The sequence below is a fragment of the Gemmiger sp. An120 genome, assembly GCF_002160955.1.
GTDB lineage: Bacteria > Bacillota > Clostridia > Oscillospirales > Ruminococcaceae > Gemmiger_A > Gemmiger_A avium.
In genome coordinates, this window is sequence record NZ_NFLN01000018.1 from 37,844 (window position 1) to 58,976 (window position 21,133).

General features: G+C 65.9%; 18 protein-coding genes. 7 read left to right on the plus strand and 11 right to left on the minus strand.

The window, feature by feature from the left end:
- Positions 1-45 precede the first annotated feature (45 nt).
- Both B5E65_RS12870 and B5E65_RS12875 read left to right on the plus strand, forming a co-directional pair.
- Positions 46-723, plus strand: a complete 678-nt coding sequence (locus B5E65_RS12870; RefSeq protein ID WP_087172173.1) for a response regulator transcription factor — start codon at positions 46-48, stop codon at positions 721-723.
- Positions 710-2,155, plus strand: coding sequence for a sensor histidine kinase (locus B5E65_RS12875; protein ID WP_087172174.1), 1,446 nt, complete (start codon positions 710-712; stop codon positions 2,153-2,155). The genes B5E65_RS12870 and B5E65_RS12875 overlap by 14 nt, the downstream gene beginning before the upstream one ends.
- Positions 2,156-2,202: 47 nt before the next feature.
- On the opposite strand, the gene B5E65_RS12880 is transcribed toward B5E65_RS12875, so the two are convergent.
- The 7 genes from B5E65_RS12880 to B5E65_RS12910 form a co-directional block, all read right to left on the minus strand.
- The gene (locus B5E65_RS12880; RefSeq protein WP_087172175.1) at positions 2,203-2,868 is read right to left on the minus strand and encodes a biosynthetic peptidoglycan transglycosylase; all 666 of its coding nucleotides are present in this window, start codon (positions 2,866-2,868) and stop codon (positions 2,203-2,205) included.
- A 141-nt stretch (positions 2,869-3,009) separates the two neighbouring features.
- Complete coding sequence (locus B5E65_RS12885; RefSeq protein ID WP_087172176.1) at positions 3,010-3,894, minus strand: DUF368 domain-containing protein; 885 nt, start codon at positions 3,892-3,894, stop codon at positions 3,010-3,012.
- 117 nt (positions 3,895-4,011) lie between these two features.
- Positions 4,012-4,767 (minus strand): exodeoxyribonuclease III, encoded by a 756-nt coding sequence (locus B5E65_RS12890; protein WP_087172177.1) that lies wholly within the window; start codon positions 4,765-4,767, stop codon positions 4,012-4,014.
- Complete coding sequence (locus B5E65_RS12895; RefSeq protein ID WP_087172178.1) at positions 4,764-6,137, minus strand: MATE family efflux transporter; 1,374 nt, start codon at positions 6,135-6,137, stop codon at positions 4,764-4,766. Before B5E65_RS12895 ends, B5E65_RS12890 begins: the two co-directional genes overlap by 4 nt.
- Positions 6,138-6,343: 206 nt before the next feature.
- The gene (locus tag B5E65_RS12900; protein ID WP_087172179.1) at positions 6,344-7,648 is read right to left on the minus strand and encodes an ABC transporter permease; all 1,305 of its coding nucleotides are present in this window, start codon (positions 7,646-7,648) and stop codon (positions 6,344-6,346) included.
- Positions 7,632-8,345, minus strand: coding sequence for an ABC transporter ATP-binding protein (locus B5E65_RS12905; RefSeq protein ID WP_087172180.1), 714 nt, complete (start codon positions 8,343-8,345; stop codon positions 7,632-7,634). The genes B5E65_RS12900 and B5E65_RS12905 overlap by 17 nt, the downstream gene beginning before the upstream one ends.
- A gap of 3 nt (positions 8,346-8,348) precedes the next feature.
- Positions 8,349-9,998, minus strand: coding sequence for an efflux RND transporter periplasmic adaptor subunit (locus tag B5E65_RS12910; protein ID WP_087172181.1), 1,650 nt, complete (start codon positions 9,996-9,998; stop codon positions 8,349-8,351).
- A 211-nt stretch (positions 9,999-10,209) separates the two neighbouring features.
- Between B5E65_RS12910 and B5E65_RS12915 the strand changes: the two genes are divergently transcribed.
- From B5E65_RS12915 to B5E65_RS12930, 4 genes are all read left to right on the plus strand, one after another.
- Complete coding sequence (locus tag B5E65_RS12915) at positions 10,210-10,836, plus strand: ABC transporter ATP-binding protein (protein ID WP_158098595.1); 627 nt, start codon at positions 10,210-10,212, stop codon at positions 10,834-10,836.
- A gap of 70 nt (positions 10,837-10,906) precedes the next feature.
- The gene (locus B5E65_RS12920) at positions 10,907-12,568 is read left to right on the plus strand and encodes a zinc ribbon domain-containing protein (RefSeq protein WP_087172183.1); all 1,662 of its coding nucleotides are present in this window, start codon (positions 10,907-10,909) and stop codon (positions 12,566-12,568) included.
- A gap of 7 nt (positions 12,569-12,575) precedes the next feature.
- Positions 12,576-13,769, plus strand: a complete 1,194-nt coding sequence (locus B5E65_RS12925) for a YhgE/Pip domain-containing protein (protein ID WP_087172184.1) — start codon at positions 12,576-12,578, stop codon at positions 13,767-13,769.
- Positions 13,763-14,866: a hypothetical protein gene (locus B5E65_RS12930; protein ID WP_087172185.1), complete on the plus strand. Its 1,104-nt coding sequence runs from the start codon at positions 13,763-13,765 to the stop codon at positions 14,864-14,866. The genes B5E65_RS12925 and B5E65_RS12930 overlap by 7 nt, the downstream gene beginning before the upstream one ends.
- Before the next feature lie 49 nt (positions 14,867-14,915).
- Here B5E65_RS12930 and B5E65_RS12935 read toward each other — a convergent pair whose 3' ends face one another.
- From B5E65_RS12935 to B5E65_RS12950, 4 genes are all read right to left on the minus strand, one after another.
- Positions 14,916-15,692: a YhfC family glutamic-type intramembrane protease gene (locus B5E65_RS12935; RefSeq protein ID WP_087172186.1), complete on the minus strand. Its 777-nt coding sequence runs from the start codon at positions 15,690-15,692 to the stop codon at positions 14,916-14,918.
- 18 nt (positions 15,693-15,710) lie between these two features.
- Positions 15,711-16,028, minus strand: a complete 318-nt coding sequence (locus tag B5E65_RS12940; protein ID WP_087172187.1) for a heavy metal-binding domain-containing protein — start codon at positions 16,026-16,028, stop codon at positions 15,711-15,713.
- Positions 16,009-16,650, minus strand: a complete 642-nt coding sequence (locus B5E65_RS12945; RefSeq protein WP_087172188.1) for a MerR family transcriptional regulator — start codon at positions 16,648-16,650, stop codon at positions 16,009-16,011. The genes B5E65_RS12940 and B5E65_RS12945 overlap by 20 nt, the downstream gene beginning before the upstream one ends.
- Positions 16,651-16,898: 248 nt before the next feature.
- A complete protein-coding gene (locus B5E65_RS12950; protein WP_087172189.1) occupies positions 16,899-18,083 on the minus strand; it encodes a DEAD/DEAH box helicase in 1,185 nt (394 codons plus the stop codon).
- A 329-nt stretch (positions 18,084-18,412) separates the two neighbouring features.
- Here B5E65_RS12950 and B5E65_RS12955 point away from each other — a divergent pair, with 329 nt between their 5' ends.
- Positions 18,413-21,100: a hypothetical protein gene (locus B5E65_RS12955; RefSeq protein WP_242957555.1), complete on the plus strand. Its 2,688-nt coding sequence runs from the start codon at positions 18,413-18,415 to the stop codon at positions 21,098-21,100.
- The last annotated feature ends 33 nt before the right edge of the window (positions 21,101-21,133 follow it).

Genomic DNA, 21,133 nt, shown 5'->3' on the forward strand with positions numbered 1-21,133 from the left:
GTTGTTATAATGAAGAAAGAAATTTGGCAACACGGAGGGATCCCGATGGCAACACTGCTGTTGGTGGACGACAACGAACAGATCCTGCAGGTGCTGGACCGGTATGCCCGGGCCCAGGGCCACGAAACCGTGCTGGCCCGCACCGGCGACGAGGCGCTGGCGGCCTTTGCCGCCCGGGAGCCGGACCTGGTGCTGCTGGACGTAATGCTGCCCGGGCCGGACGGGTTTGCGGTCTGCCGGGCCATCCGCCAGCAAAGCCTGACCCCGATGATCATGATCACCGCCCGCAGCGAGGACGAGGACCGGATCCTGGGGCTGGACATCGGGGCAGACGACTATGTGGTAAAGCCCTTTTCCCCCAGCGAGGTGATGGCCCGGGTGCGGGCGGTGCTGCGGCGGGTCCCCCCCGCCCGGCAGCCGGAGGTGTTCCGCACCGGGGCGCTGGCCATCGACCTGCAGACCTTTACGGTGCAGGTGGCGGGGCAGCCGGTGGCGCTGACCCGCCGGGCCGCCGAGATCCTGTGGACACTGGCCCGGCGGCCCCGGCAGGTATTCACCCGGGAAATGCTGCTGGAGATGCTGTGGGGCCCGGACTATCTGGGGGACGTACGGGCGGTGGACAGCCAGATCAAGCGGATGCGCAGCGTGCTGGCGGACGTTCCCGGCCGGGATTTTGAGATCCGCACCGTATGGGGAGTGGGGTATCAGTTTGAAAAAGCGTGACAAGGGCCTGGCCCGGCAGATTGCGTTCCAGGCCGGCCTGCGGATGGGAGCCCTGAGCCTGGCCCTGTTCCTGACCTTTGGGGTGGTGCATCTGGTGCAGGGGGTGCGGCAGCAGCTGCTGAACCCGCTGGACACCGCCACCGCCCGGCTGGAGCGCAAGCTGAGCGACGGGGAGCTGCTGCTGGCCGCCCCGCCCGCCGAAGGGCTGCCCACCGAACTGCGGTTTCTGCAGACGCTGGAGCAGAACGGGGTGGATCTGGTCATCCTGCTGGAGGATGGCCGGGCGGTGTGGTACGACGAGGCGGCGGGCCAGATGACCGAGGGGCCGCTGCCCGACCCCTTTTCGCCGGAACAGGCCGCCAAGGGCATCCAGCTGAGGCTGGATCCGGAACACGGCTGGATGGCAACAGCCGGCGCGCGGGTGGAGGACCCGGCGGGCGGCAGCGCCCTGGTGCTGGCGGCCCTGCCGCTGGGCGCCCTGGCCCGGGAGCTGCTGCCGGTGCTGGCCATGCTGACCCTGAGCACCCTGGCCGCCGTGCGGATGGCGGTCTGGCTGAGCCGGCAGCTGACCCGGCGGCTGATCCAGCCCCTGGGCGCGATGAAGCAGGCGCTGGCCGCCTGGCGGGGCGACCGGTATGATCCGCCCCCCGCCCTGCCCGGGCAGGACGAACTGGGCGAGCTGCGGGACGCCATGGAGCAGACCGCCCGCCAGCTGGAACAGGCCCGGGACCGCCGCCAGCAGGAGGACGAGACCCGGCGGCAGTTTTTTGCGGATATCAGCCACGAGCTGAAAACCCCGCTGGCGGTGCTGCGGGCCCGGGCGGAGCTGATGCGGGACGGCATGGTGGACCCGGAGGAGGTGCCCGTCCAGGCGGAGGGGATGCTGACCGAGCTGGAACAGCTGCAGACGGTGGTGCAGGATCTTTTGACCCTGGCCCGGATGCAGGCCCCCGGCTATACGGTGGAACGGCAGGTATGCAGCCTGAGCGAGATTCTGCGGGACGCGGGCCGTTCGCTGGCCCAGCTGGCCCGCAAACAGGGGGTGGAGTTTGCCCTGGAACTGCCGGAATGCGATCCGGCCCGGGACCGGGTGCTGACCCACTACGACCGGATGCGCCAGCTGGTGATGATCCTGGGGGAAAACGGCATCAAGTACACAAAGCCGGGCGGCCGGGCCGGGATGCGGCTGGAATACCGCCCGGAGGGCCCGGTGGTGCTGGTGTGGGACCAGGGCATCGGCATCCCGCCGGAGGAACAGGGCCGGGTATTCGACCGGTTCTACCGGGGTGTAAACCGCGCCGCCAGCCCGGGCGAGGGGCTGGGGCTGGCCATTGCCCGCCAGCTGAGCGAACTTCTGGAGGCCCCGGTGCAGCTGGAGAGCACCGGGCCGGAGGGCAGCCTGTTCAGCCTGCGGCCCCCGGCAGCGAAATAACAAACAAACCGGCGCGGACCGCGGGGCACGCGCCGGTTTTCTTTGTATTATTCCGCCTGTGCCAGGGCGTTGGGGTTGCGGGTAGCGGGGCTTTTCAGGGTATCCACCAGGGCCTGGCACTGGCTGGGAGACAAGGCCATCGGCTCACAGTCATAATAGTGCCGGGCCGCCGCCCGCAGGCCGGTGCAGCCCTCCCCGAACCAGACCACGTTGATGTACAGTTCCAATATCTCGTCCTTGGTAAGCATCCGCTCCAGCCGCCAGGCGGCAAACACCTCCGCTACCTTGCGCTCGAACCGCTTTTCAAAGCTGAACCACAGATTCTTGGCCAGCTGCTGGGTGATGGTGCTGCCGCCCTGGGCCAGGCGGCCCTGTCGCAGGTTTTCCGCCGCCGCCCGCAGGATGGCCAGCGGGTCCACCCCGCCGTGGGTGTAGAAGCGGTGATCCTCCGAGGTGAGCAGCATCTGCCGGAAGGCGGTGGGCACCTGGTCCAGCGGCAAAAAATCCTCCCGCTCCCGCACCCGGGCAATCGCCGTTTCGGGCGGATCGGCGGCCATGGCCTGCCGGTACATCTCATGGCCCGCCCGCAGCAGCAGCCCCGTGACCACCGCCCCGGCCAGAATCGCCAGCACCAGCAGCCCGGCCAGCACCCGCAGCAGCGCCCGGCCCGCCCAGCGCAGGCCGGTGCGGGATGTCTGTTTGCTTTGTTCCATTCGGATCCCCTCCCTCTGGGATCATCCTACCACCGGCAGGGCCCGCCCGCCATCGAACAACCTTACGGGCAGCGAACAGTTTTGTCACAAACGCAAAAAGCCCGCTGCTCCCGGGGGAGCAGCGGGCCGAAACCGCGATTTTTATTCCTTTTCGCCCATGAGCAGGGTGACCCAGGCGCCCGCGGCGCCCAGCACGATGCCCACCACCAGCTCGATCCAGTTGAGGCCGCCGGCCAGCGCGCCGGAGGCATACAGGATGGCAAAGGGCGAGGAGACCACCAGGCCGATGATGGCGGAGTAGGTCTGGCTGGGGAACCGGTCAAACAGCCAGTCGATCAGCTTGGCGATCAGCAGAATGCCCAGCAGCACGCCGATGCCGAAAGGCACCAGCAGCAGCAGGCCGTTGAACACGCCGGCAAAGTCCAGCGCTTTCAGGGCGGAGATGGTGCCGGTGACCGCGTTGATCACGCCGTAGTAGTAGCCCAGGATCATCAGCACCATGCTGCCGGACACGCCCGGGATCACCATGGTGACGCTGGCAATCACGCCCAGGATCAGCAGCAGCACAGCCATGCCCACACCGGGGGTCAGGGTCTGCACACCGTCGCCGCCGCCCTGCAGCAGGGGCATGCCCACGCCCACCGCCAGCAGAACCAGGAATGCCAGCACCTCCGGCGCACCGGCCTTGCCGCCGGGCTTTTTGGCGATGCTCTTTTTCAAAGAGGGCCACAGCACCGGCAGGCCGCCCAGGATCAGGCCCACAAAGGTCAGGCAGGTGGCCAGGGTGTGCTGGGCCAGCAGATACTCAACCAGGTAGCTGAAGCCCACCACGCCGATGGCCATACCCACCAGCAGCGGGGCCAGGATGCGCACACTGCGCATGAAGTTTTTGGTCAGGCCGTTGATGGCGCCGATGAGCTTGTCGTAGATGCCCATGGAGACCGCCATCGTGCCGCCGGATACGCCGGGGATCACGTTGGCAATGCCGATCACGATGCCCCGCACAATGTCCAGGATGGTTTTCATATCGTATATACTCCTTTTATCGTTTTCCTAGCAAAACATGCGCCGAAAGGCACACTGCCTATACTATATACGAATCGGGCGCGGGATGCAATACATTCCGCGCCCGATTTGTTGATTTTACAATTCCAGCTCCAGCAGCACCGGGCAGTGGTCGCTGCCCATCACCTGGGGCAGGATCTCCGCCCGGGTGATCCGGTCGGCCAGCCGCCGGGACACCACAAAGTAGTCGATGCGCCACCCCGCGTTGTTCTTGCGGGCGTTGAACCGGTAACTCCACCAGCTGTAGGCCCCGGTGGCGTCCGGGTGCAGATGGCGGAAGCTGTCCACAAAGCCCGCTGCCAGCAGCTCGGTCATCTTGGCCCGCTCCTGATCCGAAAAGCCCGCGCTGCCCCGGTTGGGGCCGGGGTTTTTCAGGTCGATCTCGTTGTGGGCCACGTTCAGATCGCCGCAGAGCACCACCGGCTTGTGCTTGTCCAGCTCCAACAAATAGGCGCGCAGATCGTCCTCCCACTGCATGCGGTAGTCGATCCGGGCCAGCCCCTCCTGGGAATTGGGGGTATACACGTTGACCAGGTAGAATTTTTCAAATTCTAGGGTGATGGCCCGGCCCTCATGGCTGTGGATCTCCGGCCCGATGCCGTACCGCACCGACAGCGGCGCCACCCGCGTCCAGCAGGCAGTGCCGGAATACCCCTTCTTCTCGGCGCTGCTCAGGTATTCGGTGTAGCCTTCCGGGGCAAAATCCGCCTGCCCCGGCTGCATCTTGGTCTCCTGCACGCTGAACACGTCCGCGTCCAGGGTTGCAAAGGTCTCGGCAAAGCCCTTGCCCAGGCAGGCCCGAAGGCCGTTTACATTCCAGCTGATCAGCTTCATACGGTCTCCTTTTCTTTATAGAAGTGTTCCCAGCGGCCGCTCTTCCAGCGGCCCACAAAGCAGATGGTGCGGCAGACCCAGTCCACCACCATGGCGATCCAGACGCCCACCGCGCCCCACTCCATCCGCACGGCCAGCAGATAGCTGAAGCCCAGCCGCCAGATCACCATGGACAGGATGCTCACCCACATGGGGAATTTCACGTCGTTGGCGGCACGCAGCGCACAGGGCAGCACAAAGCTGGCCGGCCAGATCAGCATGCCCACCGTCAGGTGGATCACCACCAGCAGCCAGGCCAGCTGCCAGGTGGCGTCGGAGATTTCATACAGGCCCAGCAGCAGCGGCAGACCCGCCAGCATCACCAGGCTGACCGCGGCCAGGCTCAGATAGCTGCCCTTCATCAGGCGGCCGGTATAGTACCGGGCCTGGCGCATATCCCGGGCGCCGATGCACCGGCCCACCACCGCGATCATGGCCAGCTCGTAGGCCTGGCCGGGGATGATGGCCAGACCGTCCAGGTTGTTGGCCACCGCATTGGCGGCGATCTGCACCGTGCCGAACAGCGAGATCATGCTGATCACCACGATCCGCCCCAGCTGGAACACGCTGTTTTCCATAGCGCTGGGGATGCCGATGCCCAGGATGCTGCGCGCCATATCCCCCCGAAGCCGGGCGGTAAAGGCCACCGGCAGGGGCATGTCCGGGCTGCGCAGCAGCCAGAGCATGAGCGCCGCGCCCACGATGTAGCTGATCAGGCTGGGAATGGCCACGCCGGCCACCCCCATGCCCAGGCCGAACACACAGATGGCGTTGCCGATCACGTTGAGCACGTTGACCAGCACGCTGACCTGCATGGACACCTTGCTGTTGCCCATGCTGCGGAACAGCGCCGCCCCCGCATTGTACAGCGCCAGGAACGGATAGCTCAGGGCCACGATCCGCAGATACAAAAGGCCCGCGGCCATCACGTCGTCGGTGATCTGGCCAAAGAACAGCCGCATCATCGGATGGGCCAGCGCCAGTGTGAACAGCATGATGCCGGTGCCCGCCAGGGCGCTGAGCAGCACCAGCTGCCCGGCGGAATCCGACGCCTTGTGCCGGGCCCGGGCCCCCAGGAACTGGCTGGTGACCACCGCGCCGCCGGTGGCCAGCGCCGCCAGCAGCTGAAAGATCAGCTTGTTGATCATATCCACCAGGCTTACGCCGGAGATGGCGGCCTCCCCCGCCCGGGAGACCATCATGGTATCGGCCATACCCACGGCGGCGGCCAGGAACTGTTCGATCACCAGCGGCACCATCAGGGCCATCAGTGCCTCGTTGGAAAACAAGTACCCCTCGGGCACGGGTTTACGTGCGGGCAAATGCAGCATCACGTACTGTGCCTCCTCTTTTACATTGATTTTACAATTTTTTATAATAGACCACCGGCGCATGAATTGCAAGCACACAGCACGAAAGGACGCGCCCGCCGAAGCAGACGCGTCCTTTCGCAAAGAAAAGAAAAGAAAAGAAGAAAAGGAGCCGACACCGCGCGCCGGCGCCGAAACCAGCCGGCGCACAGGTCGAATCGGAAATATCATTCGTAGCGCAGCGCCTCGATGGGGTCCATTTTGGCGGCCTTGCCCGCCGGATAGTACCCGAAAAAGACGCCGATGGCCATGGAGAAGCCCACCGCCAGCAGAATGGAGGAGACTGTGGGCCGGGCCGCGTAGCCCAGCAGATTGGCGCCCGCGGCGCCCAGGCCGATGCCCAGCGCCACACCCAGCACGCCGCCCACCAGGCAGATCACCACCGCCTCGGTGACGAACTGCAGCCGGATGGCGCTGCTGCGGGCGCCCAGCGCCTTGCGGGTGCCGATCTCCCGGGTGCGCTCGGTGATGCTGACCAGCATGATGTTCATGACCCCGATGCCGCCCACCAGCAGGCTGATGGCGGCAATGGCGCTGATGGCCAGGGTCACGGTGCCCAGCATGCCGGTCATCTCCTCCAGCATGCTCTCCATGCTGGAAGCCCCCACCGTGTAGCTTTCATTCCGGGTGTAGTAGCTGGCAAAGAATTCCTCGGTCTGCTCCATGAGGGTGCTGGTGTCGGTGCCGTCGGCGGCGGCCACCGTGAACTGCTGGCAGCCCTCGTCCGCCCCGGCCAGCCGCCTGGCCACTGCCAGCGGCATATACAGGTCGGTGACCGGGTCGCTGCCGGTCAGGCTGGCCACCGCGTCCTCGCCGTACTCATACACGCCCGCCACATAGAACCGCTGGGTGACGCCGTTCAGGGTGATGGTGAAGCTCTGCCCCAGCACCGAGTCGTCGGCCGCGCCGAACACGCTCTCGCAGAACAGATCGCTCACCACCGCCAGCGCCCGGTCCCCGTCGGTATCCAGGATGAACCGGCCCGCCAGCATCTCCACATCGTTGACGGCGGTGTAGTCCGCGTTGACGCCGCTGGCGCTCACCGTCACGCTGGTTTCACCCTGGGTGACGGTGCCGCTGCCCACCGACTGGGTGCAGGCCACCCCCGCCACCCGGTCGCCGAAGGCTTCCTTGTATTCGGCGATCATCCCGTCGGTGAGCAGGTCCTCTTCCGACGGGGCGCTGGGGCCGAACATCAGCCCGCCCCCGCCGCTTATCATGGCGGCGCCCCGGCCCATGGAGATCACGGAATATCCGCTGTCTTCATCCTTCTGTTCCAGGCTGACGGTGATGTTGTTGATGCCGAAGCCGGACAAACTGCTGGTGATGCTGCCGGTGAGGGAATTGCCCACCGTGACAATGGCGATCACCGCGCCGATGCCGATGATGATGCCCAGCATGGTCAGCAGCGCCCGCAGCTTGCCGGCCCACAGGCTGGCAAAGGCCAGCCGGATGTTATCCCACAAGGCCATGGGGCCGCCCCCCTTTCCGCTCGGACACAAAGCGCCCGTCCTTCAGGGTCAGGATGCGCTGGCACTCGGCGGCCAGCTCCTGGCTGTGGGTGATCAGCACGATGGTCTTGCCCTGCTCCTCGTGCAGGCGGTGAAAGATGTCCATGACCATCCGGCTGGTGGCGGAATCCAGCGCGCCGGTGGGCTCGTCGGCCAGCAGGATGGCCGGGTCGTTGGCCAGGGCGCGGGCGATGGCCACCCGCTGTTTCTGGCCGCCGCTCAGCTCGTTGGGCTGGTGGCGGGCACGCTCGCTCATGCCCATCTCGGCCAGCAGTTCGGCGGCGCGGCGGGCCCGTTTGCGGGCCGGCAGCCCCGCGTAGAGCATGGGCAGTTCCACGTTTTTCTGGGCGCTGGTACGCCCGATCAGGTTGAAGGTCTGGAACACAAACCCGATCTTGCGGTTGCGGATATCGGACAGGGCGCTGTCCCGCGCGCTTGTCACGTCCACCCCGTCCAGGATATACTCCCCGGCGGTGGGCACGTCCAGCGCGCCGATGATGTTCATGAGGGTACTTTTGCCGCTGCCGCTCTCGCCCACGATGGCCACGAACTCGCCGCTTTCCACCGTCAGGTCGATGCCGTGCAGGATCTCCAGTTCATTGGGGCGGCCCTCAAAATAGCGTTTTACGATGCCGTGCATCTGAATGATCGGGGCCATGGCTCAGCCTCCCATAACGGGGGCCGCGGCCATACCGCCGCCCATGTCGCCGCCGGCCATGCCGCCTACCTGCACGCTCATGGAGGGCCCGCCGGTCATCTCCCCGCTCATCTCCTCATCGGTGGGCAGGGTGATCTGGCTGACGGCCTGGGCCGGGTCGGCGGCGGCGCGCACCACCGCGCCCTCGGTCAGATCCTCGCCGCTGACCTCGGCGTAGTAATCGTTGGTGGCCCCCACCGTCACAGGAACCGGCTCAAAGGTGGGGTCGCCCGCCTCATCGGTGCCGGTCTGCAGGTAGACCACGTCCTGGCCGCTCTCATCCTGGCCGATGGCGTCCAGCGGCACGGTGAACACATCCTCGGTGGAGGACAGGATGATCTCCACCGACGCGTTGGTGCCGATGCGCAGCGCCTCGGGGCTGCCGTCCACCAGCACCTCCGCCGCGAACTGGCTGGAGGAGGACCCGCCGCCGGTGGCGGTGGGCGAGATCTGGCTGACGGTGCCGGTAAAGGTCTCGTCGGTCACGTCGGTGGTGATCCGCACCGGCAGGCCCACCGATACGCTCTCGATGTCATATTCCGGGATGCTGATGCTGATCTTCAGGCTGCCGGTATCCTGGATGGTGGCCACGGTGGTTCCGGGCAGGCTGCCCACGATGGCGTCCAGGCTGGTCACCTTGCCGGCGGTCTTGGCCCGCAGGGTGCAGTTCTCCACCTGCTCGTACAGCTGCTCCAGCTCATCGCTCTCGCCGCCGTCCGCCAGGTTTTCCGCGGCGGTGTTCACCGCGTCCTGGGCACTGTCGTAGGTTTTCTGGGCCTGGCTGTAGGCGGTGTTGGCGCTGTTCAGGCTCTGTTCCGCACTGGTGTAGGCCTGCTGCGCCGCGGTGTAGCCCAGGCCGGATTTCATGGTGTTCAGCTCCGCCTCGGCGGCATCCAGCTTCGCCTTGGCCGCGCTGATCTTGTCGGCCAGGCTCTCCTCCTGGGTCACTGCCGTGCCGTCCTGGGGCTGGCTGGCCGCCGGGTCGGAAGACGCCGACGGCAGCTGGCCCGGTTCGCTCTCTTTCAGCAGGGCCTGGTACTCCGCCAGGGCCGTGTCGTAGGCGCTCTGGTAGGCGGCAATTTCATTTACAATGCTGTCGTAGGCACTCTTGGCGCTGTTGTAGCTGCTCTGGGCCCGGCTCTGGCTGGTGTAGGCCTCATCCAGGGCATACTTGGCCTCGTCCCGGCTGGCCACCGCCTGGTCGTACTGCTTCTGCAGCTGGGCGGTCTGGTCGGCCAGGCTCTCCTTGAGCTTTTCGATCTGGTTTTCCAGTTCGGAGGTATCCAGCTTGCAGATCACGTCCCCCTCCTGCACCGAGTCGCCCACCGCTACCAGCACTTCCTGGACGGTGTATTTCAGTTCGGTGGTCACGGTGGACACGTCCGCGCTCTCCACCGTGCCGGTGGCGCTGACCACGTCGTCCAGGCTGCCCCGGCTCAGGGTCACGGTGCGCACGTATTCGACGGTCTGGCCGGCGGCGGCAGGCCGGGCCCGCAGCTTCCAGACGGCCAGACCCCCCGCCAGCACCACCAGGATCGCCAGCGCGATCAACAGCTTTTTATGACGGCCCGCCCAGCCGCCCAGACGGCTCAGCCCGGCTTTTACGGTCTGCATGATGAATCCCCCCTCAATTTCCCTCTTTTTTTCTGTAACGCGTATTTGACGGTGTTACTATACGCCGTAATTGTGAAATCCGGCGGGCAGAGATGTGAAGTTTCTGTGCAAAGTTGGGATTGTTCCCCACCGGCAGCAGTTGCGGGATCTGCGGAAAGGTGCTAGTATAACGGTGTGCCATGCTTTATTATGCAAAAGGGAGGGAACAGCGTTGCTGCAGGCGGTGGAACTGTGCAAACGGTATGGGACGCGCACCGTGCTGGCCGGTGTCAGCTTTGCTGTGCCGCCCGGGGAATGTCTGGGGCTGTGCGGGCCCAACGGTTCGGGCAAGAGCACCCTGCTGCGGCTGCTGGCCCAGACCGAAGCCCCCGACAGCGGGCAGGTGCTCTGGCAGGGAAAAAACGTGCGGGGTGACCGGGATTTCCTGCGCCGGAAGCTGGGCTATGTGCCCCAGCAGGACGCGCTGCCCCCCGACGCCACCACCGACGAGGTGCTGCGGCTGTGGCGTGGGCTGTGCGGGCTGCGCGGCCCGATGGATGCCCAGCTGCGGCAGCTGCTGGCGCTGGATGAGCTGCGGGGGCTGCGCTGCGGCGCTTTGAGCGGCGGGATGAGCCGCCGGGTAAGCCTGGCCATGGCCCTGTGCGCCCGGCCCGCCTGCCTGCTGCTGGACGAGAGTTTTGCCCCGCTGGACGCGGACACCCGCGCCCGGCTGACCGCCTGGCTGCGGCAGGTCTACCTGCCCGGCGGCGGGTGCCTGGTGCTGTGCAGCCACGACGAGGCCGATCTGGCCGGGCTGTGCGGCGCGCGGCTGCGGCTGGAGAACGGCCGCCCGGTATAAAGACAACCGGCGCGGATGCGCCCGGCTGCCATAGAGAAAAGAAGAAAAGACGCAAAAGGAGGATTTTGGTATGATCTGCAAACGATGCGGCACCCCGCTGGAAGAGGGCCAGCGGTTCTGCACAAAGTGCGGTACGCCGGTCACCGCTCCGGCGGCGGAACCGGTCTCTGCCGGACCGGCGGACACGGTGCTGATGCCCGGCGTGCGGGGCGCGGACCCGGAAACCGGGGCGGTAGCTACCCCGGCAGCCCCGGCCACACCGCCCCGCAAACGGCGCACCGGCCTGTGGGTGGGGCTTGCGGCGGCGGCCGTGGTGGTGATCCTGCTGCTGGCGCTGGGGGTGCCCGCCCTGCTGCGGGCGATGAACCCGGCGGTGTACCTGTTTGACAGCCTGGTGAACACCGGCACGACACTGGCACAGGAGCAGGAGACCCTGCAGAAAAACCTGGGGCTGAACCGGGCCATCGAGCAGTCGGTCATCACCCAGTCGGTGCGGCTGGAAGAGCTGCCCGTGGACGGGCCGGAGGCCGACATGCTGAAAGGGCTGCAGTTTACGGTCCGGAGCCAGAGCGATCTGGAAGCCCGGCGGTCTTGGTTCACCTATACCCTGGATATGGGGGATTTCACGGTGCTGCTGATGGATGTGTGGCTGGATGACGAGATGATCGCCTTTGCCTCGCCCCAGCTGACCACAGGCCGATGGTACGGCACCCTCAACGAGGGCTTTGGCGCCCAGATCAACCGGCTGCTGGGCAGCGAAGCCCTGGACCCGGAGATGGATCTGGCCCCCTATGCCGACAGCTACAACTGGCTGGAAACCGGCAAGCCGCTGGACCCTGCCACCACCGACGCAATGTGGGAAGCCACCCGCACCCTGCTGGACGAGGTGGAGATCGACCGGGAAAAGGGCATGACGGTGAACGCCCAGGGCCAGGACCGGAAGCTGGATCAGGTGACGGTGTCCGCCCCCCGGGAGGCGTTGACCGTATGGGCAAACGCCTGCGCCGACGCCCTGCTGGCCGACCCCAATGTGGCTGAAGTTCTGAAATCCCTGATGATGAGCGATCCCTCGCTGACGATGGACAGCCTGCGCCAGTCGCTGGACAGCCTGCTGGCCGATCTGCCCGAAACGCTGAATATGGAGTTTCTGATCCGGGACAAGCAGGTTGTGCGGGTGACCGTGGATCAGGACGGCGGCGTGCTGCAGCTGGAGCTGGGCATGGACGGCACCCTGCTGGACGTGCTGGCGCTGCGGGCGCTGGCCGACGACGGCACGGAGGTGACGGTTCTTGAGATGAACGGCGCCCACACCGCCCCGGACGGGCATCTGACCACCAGCGGCCGGATAACCCTGTACGGGGAGACCCCGGTTACCTTTACCCTGGATCTGGACAGCAAGAAGGCGGACGAAAACCTGAGCGCTGAAATGCTGATCGACGACGGCTGGGGCGGCACGATCCGCCTGGCGGCCGCGGGCAGCTGGCTGGCCGATCCGGACGCCCAGACCCTGACGGTGGATCTGAGCGATCTGTCCATGGAAGCAAACGGCATGGCCCTGCGGCTGAGCACCAGCCTGTCCATCGCCCCCGGTGAGCCTCTGGACGAACTGTCGTACACCCCCACCCTGCTCAACGACATGAGCGACATCGAAGTGCAGGAATTTTTGTTCAGTCTGCTGGGTGAGTACAACTCCATGGTCTACGCGCCGCTGACCGGCAGCAACATGTGGTGAGGACGCTATGCGCGGATTTCTGGCACTGACAGGCTGGATGGTCAAACGGCAGCGCCGCCTGGGGGCGGCGCTGTTTGTGTTGTGCCTGCTGGCCTGGGGTCTGGCCGCGGGTGCCGGGGCCGCGCTGGCAAGCCGGGACGCAGACGCGCCGGTGCTGACGGTGCTGCTGACCGGCGAGAGCGAAGAAGCCCAGGCCGAAGCGGAAACCCTGGCCGGGCTGCTGGGCCGGATGGGCGAACTGGCCAGCTGGTGCCGGTTTTCCGCCGCCGGCCCGGACGAGGCCCGGCGTGCCCTGGCGGCGGGGGAAGCGGCCGGGGTGGTATGGCTGCCGGAGGATTTTCTGGCCAGCATCCTGAACGGGGAGAACCGCTCCCCCACGCTGGAAACCGCCCCGGGCCTGCCGCTGGAAGGGGCGCTGACCGCCTGGATGGGCCAGACGGCCGCCGCCCTGCTTACCGACAGCCAGGCGGGCATCTACGCGGCGCTGGAAACCTATGATCAAATTCCCGACCCGCCCCTGACCCGGGACCAGGCGGTGGCCGGGGTGAACCTGGCCTTTGCCCGGGCGGTGCTGGAGCGGGGGCGGATGTTCCGCACCGAAACGCTGGCCGCCGCCGCGCTGCCCCCGGCGGAGCACTACGCCCTGGGCACGCTGGCCTGCCTGCTGCTGCTCTGCGCGCCGCTGTTCTGGCCCTGCCTGGGCGGCGGAGAGCAGGCGGCGTTGTGGCAGCGGGCCCGGGCGGTGGGGCTGTCTCCCCTGGCCCCGGCGGGGGCCGGGCTGGTCTGTGCCTTCGGGCTGTATGTTGTGTTGTTCTTTCTGCCGCTGGCGGTATACAGCCGGGCCCCGCTGGCCTGTCTGGCTCCGGCGGCGCTGGCCGCGCTGACGGCGGCGGGGTTTGCCGGGCTGTGCTGCGGCCCGGCTGCCAGCCGAAGCCGGGCCGGGGCGCTGGCCCTGGGGCTGGCCGGGGCTTCGGCCCTGGCGGCGGGCTGCGTGCTGCCGCCGGTGCTGCTGCCCGGCTGGCTGTGGGCGGTGGGCCGCTGGACGCCGCCCGCGCTGCTGCGCACGGTGCTGGCCGTGCCGCTGGGTCACCGGGCCCCGACGGCGGAATGGGCCGCGCTGGCCGTATGGGGGCTGGTCCTGTGTGCCGCGGCGCTGGCGCTGGGCGCCCGCCGCGCGGGAAGGAGGACCGCCCCATGCTGACCGGCTATATTCTCCCCGCGCTGGGGCGGCGGCTGCGCCGATGGCTGCGGCCGGGGGCACTGGCCGGGCTGCTGGCGGTGCCGCTGGCGTTGTGGGCGCTGGGATTTGTTCCCGGCGCGGCGGGCGGCGACCCGGTGGTGGGCCTGTGCCTGCCCGCGGACACCGGGTTCGGGCAGGCAGTCTGGGCGCAGCTGGAGACCGCCCCGGTGGAATACCGCCCCTGCACCGAACAGGAGGCCCGGCGGCAGGTGGCGGCCGGGCTGTGGGACTGTGCCTTTGTGCTGACCGGCACACCGGACGACCCGCAGTTTTTGCAGCTGACCCACCCGGGCAGCCTGCTGGCCGCCCCCGCCCGGGAACAGCTGGCGGCGGCGGTGCTGGGGCAGCGGTCCGGCGCGCTGGCCGCGGCCTGGCTGGCGGAGGCCAGGCTGATCCCCGCAGACGAGGAATCCCGCTGGGCCGGGCGCCTGACCGGGCAGCTGGCCAACCGCTCCCCCATGATCCTGACGGTGGAGGGAGGCGGCAGCCTGGCCAGCCTGGGGGCCGCGGGCTGGGCCGGGGCGCTGGCCCGGCTGGCGCTGGGGATTCTGGTGACCGCCCGGGCGCTGCTGACCGGCGGCAGCCTGAAAAGCCTGCGGCAGAGCGGCTGGTACCGCCGGGCCCGTCCCCTGGCCGGGAGGGCGGCGCTGGAAGCCCCGCTGCTGGCGGAAAGCACCCTGTATACCCTGGCCCTCTGCCTGCTGGGGACACTGGCCGCGGCACGGCTGCCCGGCTTTGGCCCGGTGGGGCGGCAGCTTGCCGGGCTGGGGCCGCTCTGTCTGGCGGTTCCGGCGCTGGCGCTGCTCTGGGCGGCGCTGCCCGCCGGGCCGGACATGGGGGCACTGGCGCTGCCCTGGCTGGCGGTGGGCTGTGTGCTGCTCTGCCCGGCGCTGCTGGACGTGACCCGCTATGCCCCGGCGCTGACACCGCTCAGCCGGGCGCTGCCGCCCAGCTGGTACCTGCTTTGGGCGGACGGCACCATGCCGGCGCTGCTGCCGCTGGGGGCAGGGCTGCTCTGGGCCGCGGCCCTGGCGGCGCAAAGGCTGGCAAAACGATAAAAAAACGGGGCGCATCCTGTGATGGGATGCGCCCCGTTTTGCTGTATTGTTATTGGGCAAACGCCTTGCGGCCGGCCAGCGTACCGGCCAGGCAGGCCGCGCCGATCAGCAGCATCAGGCCTTCGGCGGGCACAGCGCCCACCGTCAGGTTGACCGCCACCACCAGGAAGTTGCCGGCGGTGTGCACGGCCAGCGCCGCCAGGTAGAACAGCGGCTGGCGCTGCCGCACCGCCCGGAACACCAGCACCGTGTTGAACACGTGCAGGCTCACCGCGCCCAGCCGTTCCACCAGGGACAGCAGGATGGTCAGCGGGCTTACCGCCGCCAGCTGGCTGATCACCAGGTCAAACTGCGCGCCCAGCGCCTGCTGCATCATCTCGGGGGCAAAGGCTATTGCCAGGGTGGTGGCCATGCTGCTGATCTGGCTGAGCCCCACCAGCAGGATCACCTCGCACAGGCCGTGGCCCAAACCGAAGCTGATCACATCTTTGTAGGTAAAACCTTTCCGGTTCAGCAGGCAGGCGCCGCCCAGCCGGGCGGTCTCCTCAAACAGGCCCGCGCTCAAACCGCCCACCAGCAGCAGCTGCAGCCACATGTGGGCGGTGGCCCAGTCCACGTAGGGCTGCCACAGGCTCAATACGCTGAGCAGCGGAATGCGCAGCACCAGCTGGCTGACGCCAAAGGCCGCAAAGCCCAGCGCCAGCGGTTTGCTGCTGACCATCCGGCGCACCAGCAGCACCACCAGCAGCACGATGGGCACCAGAAAGGTGAACACAGCGCCCACACCCAGCCAGAAGGCCGATCCCAAAAGCGATACACTATCCATGATCCGGTCCCCCTTTGGTTACTTGTCGGTAAAGCGCACGGCGGTGCCGTAGGAAATCACCTCGGCCGCGCCCTGCATCACGCTGGAGGAGGCATACCGCAGGCAGACGATGGCGTCCGCCCCCAGTTCCTCCGCCTGGGTGACCATCCGGCCCATGGCGATCTGCCGGGCCTCCTGCAGCAGTTCGGTGTAGGCCACGATCTCGCCGCCCACCAGGGTTTTCATGGCGCTCATGAAGTCCTTGCCGAAGTTCTTGCTCTGCACCACGCTGCCCCGCACCAGGCCCAGCACTTCATAGCGGCGGCCGGGGATATTCTCAGTATTCACGATAAGCATCAATCTCGCTCCTTTCAATCTCGCGCAGACGCTGGCGCAGCGCCAGCAGCGCGCCCACAACAAACACGGGCGGTATGCCCAGAACCAGCAGCGCAATGGGCAGCGGCGCCGGTTCGGTGTACAGGGCCCAGGCCATCAGCGCTTCCAGCAGCGCCATCAGCCCCAGAAAGGTGCCCGCCGCCAGCAGCGCGCCCCGGGTGCGCTGCTTTTTGTCCTGCTTCTTCACATTCACAAACCGCACTCCCTTTCGTTCCAGCGCGGCCATCTCGCTCAGATAGGCGCCGGCATCCAGGCCTTCCAGCAGGCCGGGCTCCTGCACCAGGCGCTCGCTCAGCGCCCGGGCGGTAGCCAGGTTGTCCTGCCGGTGCTCCAGGGTCACCAGATGCCGCCGCATCCCCTGAGCCAGGGTCAGGCGCCCGTCCAGCATGGCCGCGATCTCCTCCAGCGGCACGTCCAGTTTCCGAAGCAGCTTGATCCGCTCCAGCCGCGCCACTTCCTCCTCGGTATAGTCCCGGTATCCGTTGCCCGCCTGCCGCCGGGGGGCCAGCAGCCCCTCCTTTTCATAAAAGCGGATATTCTTGCGGGTGACGCCCACCCGGGCTTCCACCTCTTTGATCTGCAATCCGGTCCCCCCTTCGCTGGTCGTTGGGGTCATTGTACACCTTCCACCCGGGGGAAGGTCAAGAGATTTGTGAAAAATCTCCCGGCAACAAAAATGAGCCGATCCGGGGGACCAGTCCCCCAGACCCCCAACAAGCGGGCCGGCCATCGCCGCCCCGCAGAAAACAGGCAAAAACAAGGCGGGCCCGATTCTTCCGGCCCGCGTTTTCCAGGGGGCCGGGGGAGGCGTTGTCTCCCCCGGTTTATCGGTTAAAAATACTGTTTGATCTGGAACTTATCCTGGGTGGAACGTTCCTCTTCGATGAGTTTTTCGTGGGCCTCGTCAAAGTGCACCGGAATGGCCAGGTCGGCGTTGCGGGTCAGGCGCAGCATCTCCTCCACCCGGCGCTTCTCCTCGGCCACATACAGCAGGTAGGACACGCCGCTGCGCTTGGCCCGGCCGGTGCGGCCGATGCGGTGGGTGTAGTACTCAATGGAGGGCGGCACATCGTAGTTGATGACTGCGTCCACGTCATCCACATCGATGCCCCGGGCGGCCACGTCGGTGGCTACCAGCACGTTTATCTTGCCCTCCCGGAAAGCGCTCATGATCTTGTTGCGCTCGGCCTGGCTCAGATCCCCGTGCAGGCAGTCCGCCACAAAGTTCAGCCGGGCCAGCTGGTTGGTCAGGATCGCGGTGGTGAACTTGGTATTGCAGAACACCATCACCCGCTTGTGGTCCTGGCCGATGATGATCTGGGCCAGATCCGCCAGCTTGTTGCGGCCGGTGGTGAGCAGGGTGTACTGGGTGATCTTGGGCTGGCTTTCCTCGGCGGGACGCACGGTGATTTCCACCGGGTCTTTCTGGTACAGCCAGCCGATGTCCATGACTTCCCGGCTGATGGTGGCGCTGAACATGCACAGCATCTTGCGGGCTTTCATGGAATCGATGATCCGCCGCACATCCTTGTAGAACCCCATATCCAGCATCTCGTCCGCCTCGTCCAGCACCACGGTGGTGACGGCGCTTACATCAATGCTGCGGTGCTTCATGTGGTCCATCAGGCGGCCCGGGGTGGCCACCACGATCTGGCAGCCCTTTTTCAGCTGGTCCACCTGGCCCTGCATGTTGGCCCCGCCGTACACGCAGGCCACCCGCACGCTGGGCAGAAAATGGGTCAGATCCCGCAGATCGTCCGCAATCTGGCGGGCCAGTTCCCGGGTGGGGGCCAGCACCACCGCCTGGGGCACGGCCTTTTCCTTATCCAGCCGCTCGATCAGCGGAATACCGAACGCACAGGTCTTGCCGGTGCCGGTGGGGGCTTTGGCGGTGATATCGTGGCCGGCCATCATCTCCGGAATGGCTTTTTCCTGCACCTCGGTCATCTCGGTGAAGCCCATCCGCTCCACCGCTTGCAGAATCTCCGGGCTGGCCTGCAAATCGCGGTATAACATAGTGATTTCCTACCTCCTGCCCGCGCCCAGGCGGCACGGGGATATTTTTCAAGCGGACAATGCCGCAAACTCTCACAATTAGCATTATACCAAAGCCCCCGGTAAATGAAAAGAGGGCCTGCCCGCCGCGCCTTTTTGGTTAATATTTCACACCAGTTATATTGCTTCTTTATATTTGTTAATATCATGCAAAATCAGTACCAAGGATGAATCAAAATGTACAGTTTCTTTACAGAACTGTATATTGTCACGCCGGAAACTGGTGATAGAATAGAGCACGGCGCCCGCGCGCGGGCGCGCTAAAGTAGAAAAGAGGAGGAATTTACAGGATGCGCAAAGCAAAACAGATGCTGGCCGGCCTGCTGGCGACCCTGCTGATGATGCAGGCTCTGCCCGTGACCGCGCTGGCGGACGATGCCGCTGCCCCGGCCCAGCCGGAAGCGGTGCAGACGCAGGACGAAGCCCCCGTTGCGGAGGAGGGCCCGGATGCGGAGCTGACAGACGGCATGGCGATTATCCCGGCCGATGCCGACGAGGCGACCGTGAAACAGGCCCTGTTCGATGCCCTGGTGGTGAACAAGGAGGGGCTTAACCCGCAGAGCCTGGAGTGGGAGTATTACTGCACCGGCAAAAACGGGCTGCTCACCAATGACGCCTGGGGCTCAATCAACGGTTTTACCAGTGAGAAAAATGTGGTGTTCGTCCCCACGACTTTCACCCATCCCGCCCTGGCTGACAATGGTGACGGCAACTATCAGATCCGACTGGCCGGAACTACCGCCGAGGTCACCCTGACCAAAGCTGCTAAGCTGTCCTCGTCCATCACCCTGAACGAGAGCATGGAGGTGGCGCTGCCCTACACGGCGGACGCAACGGTGGATTTTGACGCCCTGCGCGCCAGCATTTTCAACCAGGTAGTGGCTTCCACCACCCCGGAACTAGCCGTGGGGGATGTGACCATTGAGTACTATGCAACCGCGATCACCGGCGCGGTGGGTGACCTGGGCAAGGCTTGGATGCCTCTGGAGGGCGGTAAGGATACCCTGACCTACCCCGCCATCTCCGCAGGTGAACAGAAGATCCGCATCTCCTATGCCGGTACCGAAACGGTCAAGGGGGCTTCCGCCGAAACCACCATCACCGTGACCGAGCGGCCCGAAGCCTCCTACACCCTCAAGGAGACCCCCGATGCGGTGACCCTGGCGGTGGACGAGGCGCTGAATGTGGATTACGCGGCGCTGCGCACCGCTATCTTCAACGCGGTGGTGGCTTCTTCCGATGTGCTCACCGCCGACAATGTGACCATTGAATACTACTACAAAGGCATTACCGAGCTGGATTCCAAGTGGCTGCCTCTTGAGGGTCAGGCTGTTGTGGGCGGTCTTGGCTACCCCGCCATCTCCGCCGGCCAGCAGAAGGTGCGCATCAGCTGGCCCGGCAACAAGGACTATGCCCCCACGACGATCGAGGCTACCCTGACCGTGAACGATCGTCCCGCCGTGGAGTTTGTGCTGAACGATAGCCCCTATGAAGTGGGCATGGTGTTCACCGACGACCAGGGCTACGACTACGACGCTACCGCCGCCGCCATCTACGAGGCTGTGGTGGCTTCCACCACCCCGGCGCTGACCGCCGCGGACGTGACGGTGGAGTACAACGTGGACAGAATTGGCGGCACCGACAGCTTCAAGCCCCTGAACGAAACCGATCTGACCGGGCTGATCAAGTTCGGCACCGGCAATTGGGAGATCCGGATCTCCTGGCCCGGCAGCCGGGAATACCGGGGCGGCGAGGTGGTTGTGGATGTAACCACCACCGACAGCCGCCTTGTCAGCGCCGTGGTGCTGAAGGACGGGGTTTTCTTCACCTACAACATGGACCCGGCCGTGATGGAACAGGCCATCTTTGACAACCTGATCGACTGGGAGAACTCCACCCTGCCCGCCCGGGAAACCCTGACCCTGGACGATTTTACAATCGAATACAAGGCCAAGCTGACCGATCTGGAAAGCGGCACGGATTTGGGCCTGGGCGATATGATCGACAGCGATCTGCTGACCAAGTGGGTACCCATCGAGGGCGAAACCTATGAACTGGGCGGCACCGTGCTGGGCCGGTATCCCTCCATGGGCGCCGGCGAAGCCCAGGCGGTACGGGTTGAGTACAAGGGCAGTGCCGAATACCGTCCCAGCGGGTACACCGAGGGAACGGTGACCGTGAACAAGGCCACCGTGAAGGTGACCGTGCACTCCACCAACATCTTTGCCGACGAGGCGCTTCCCGAGGATTTTGTTACCACCGATCCCGCCGACAAGTTTGATCTGTACACCGTGTACGCCGGCGTGACCAGCAGCGTGAGCGGCGGGCTGTATCTGGATCTGCCCGAACGGTATACCAGTTCGCTGTTTTTGAAAGTGCTGGATCCGATCGTGGAAAAGCTGTACGGCAAGAGCTTTACCCAGATGCTCAACGACGGCGTGACCGTGGGCGAGCTGCGGGAACTGTTCAGCACCCAGGAACTGCTGGATCTGCTGGACAAGCTGAACATCGACACCGGCACCTTTGGCCAGATCCTGAGCATCATCAACCAGCTGCCCTCGGTGGCGGACAGCCTGCGGATCTCCTTTGGTACCCCCAACCGGGCGGGCCTGTACACCGTGGCTGCGGTGACCGACAGCAAGAACTACGAGACCGGCGTAGGCGTGGGCTTTGTGCTGGTGAAGATGCGCACCAGCGGCAGCCGGCTGACCTGGAACCAGTCCATCAGCAACGGCAAGCTGACCGCCGAGCAGGCCAAGACCTTTGACTTTGGCGCTACCCTGAGCTACAACGGCGACGTGACCGTGGATCAGAGCAGCGTGCACTATCTGTACTCCGGCTTTACCAGCAAGTGGCGGATCTACTCCAGCACCACCACCCCGCCCACCGAGCCGGGCCGGTATGTGGTGACCGTCTGCATCCTGGGCGGCAACCATCTGGCTGCCCCCCTGACCCGCAGCTTCCAGATCACCAAGTGATCGTTTTTCCCTGAAACACAGAAAGGCCCGCGC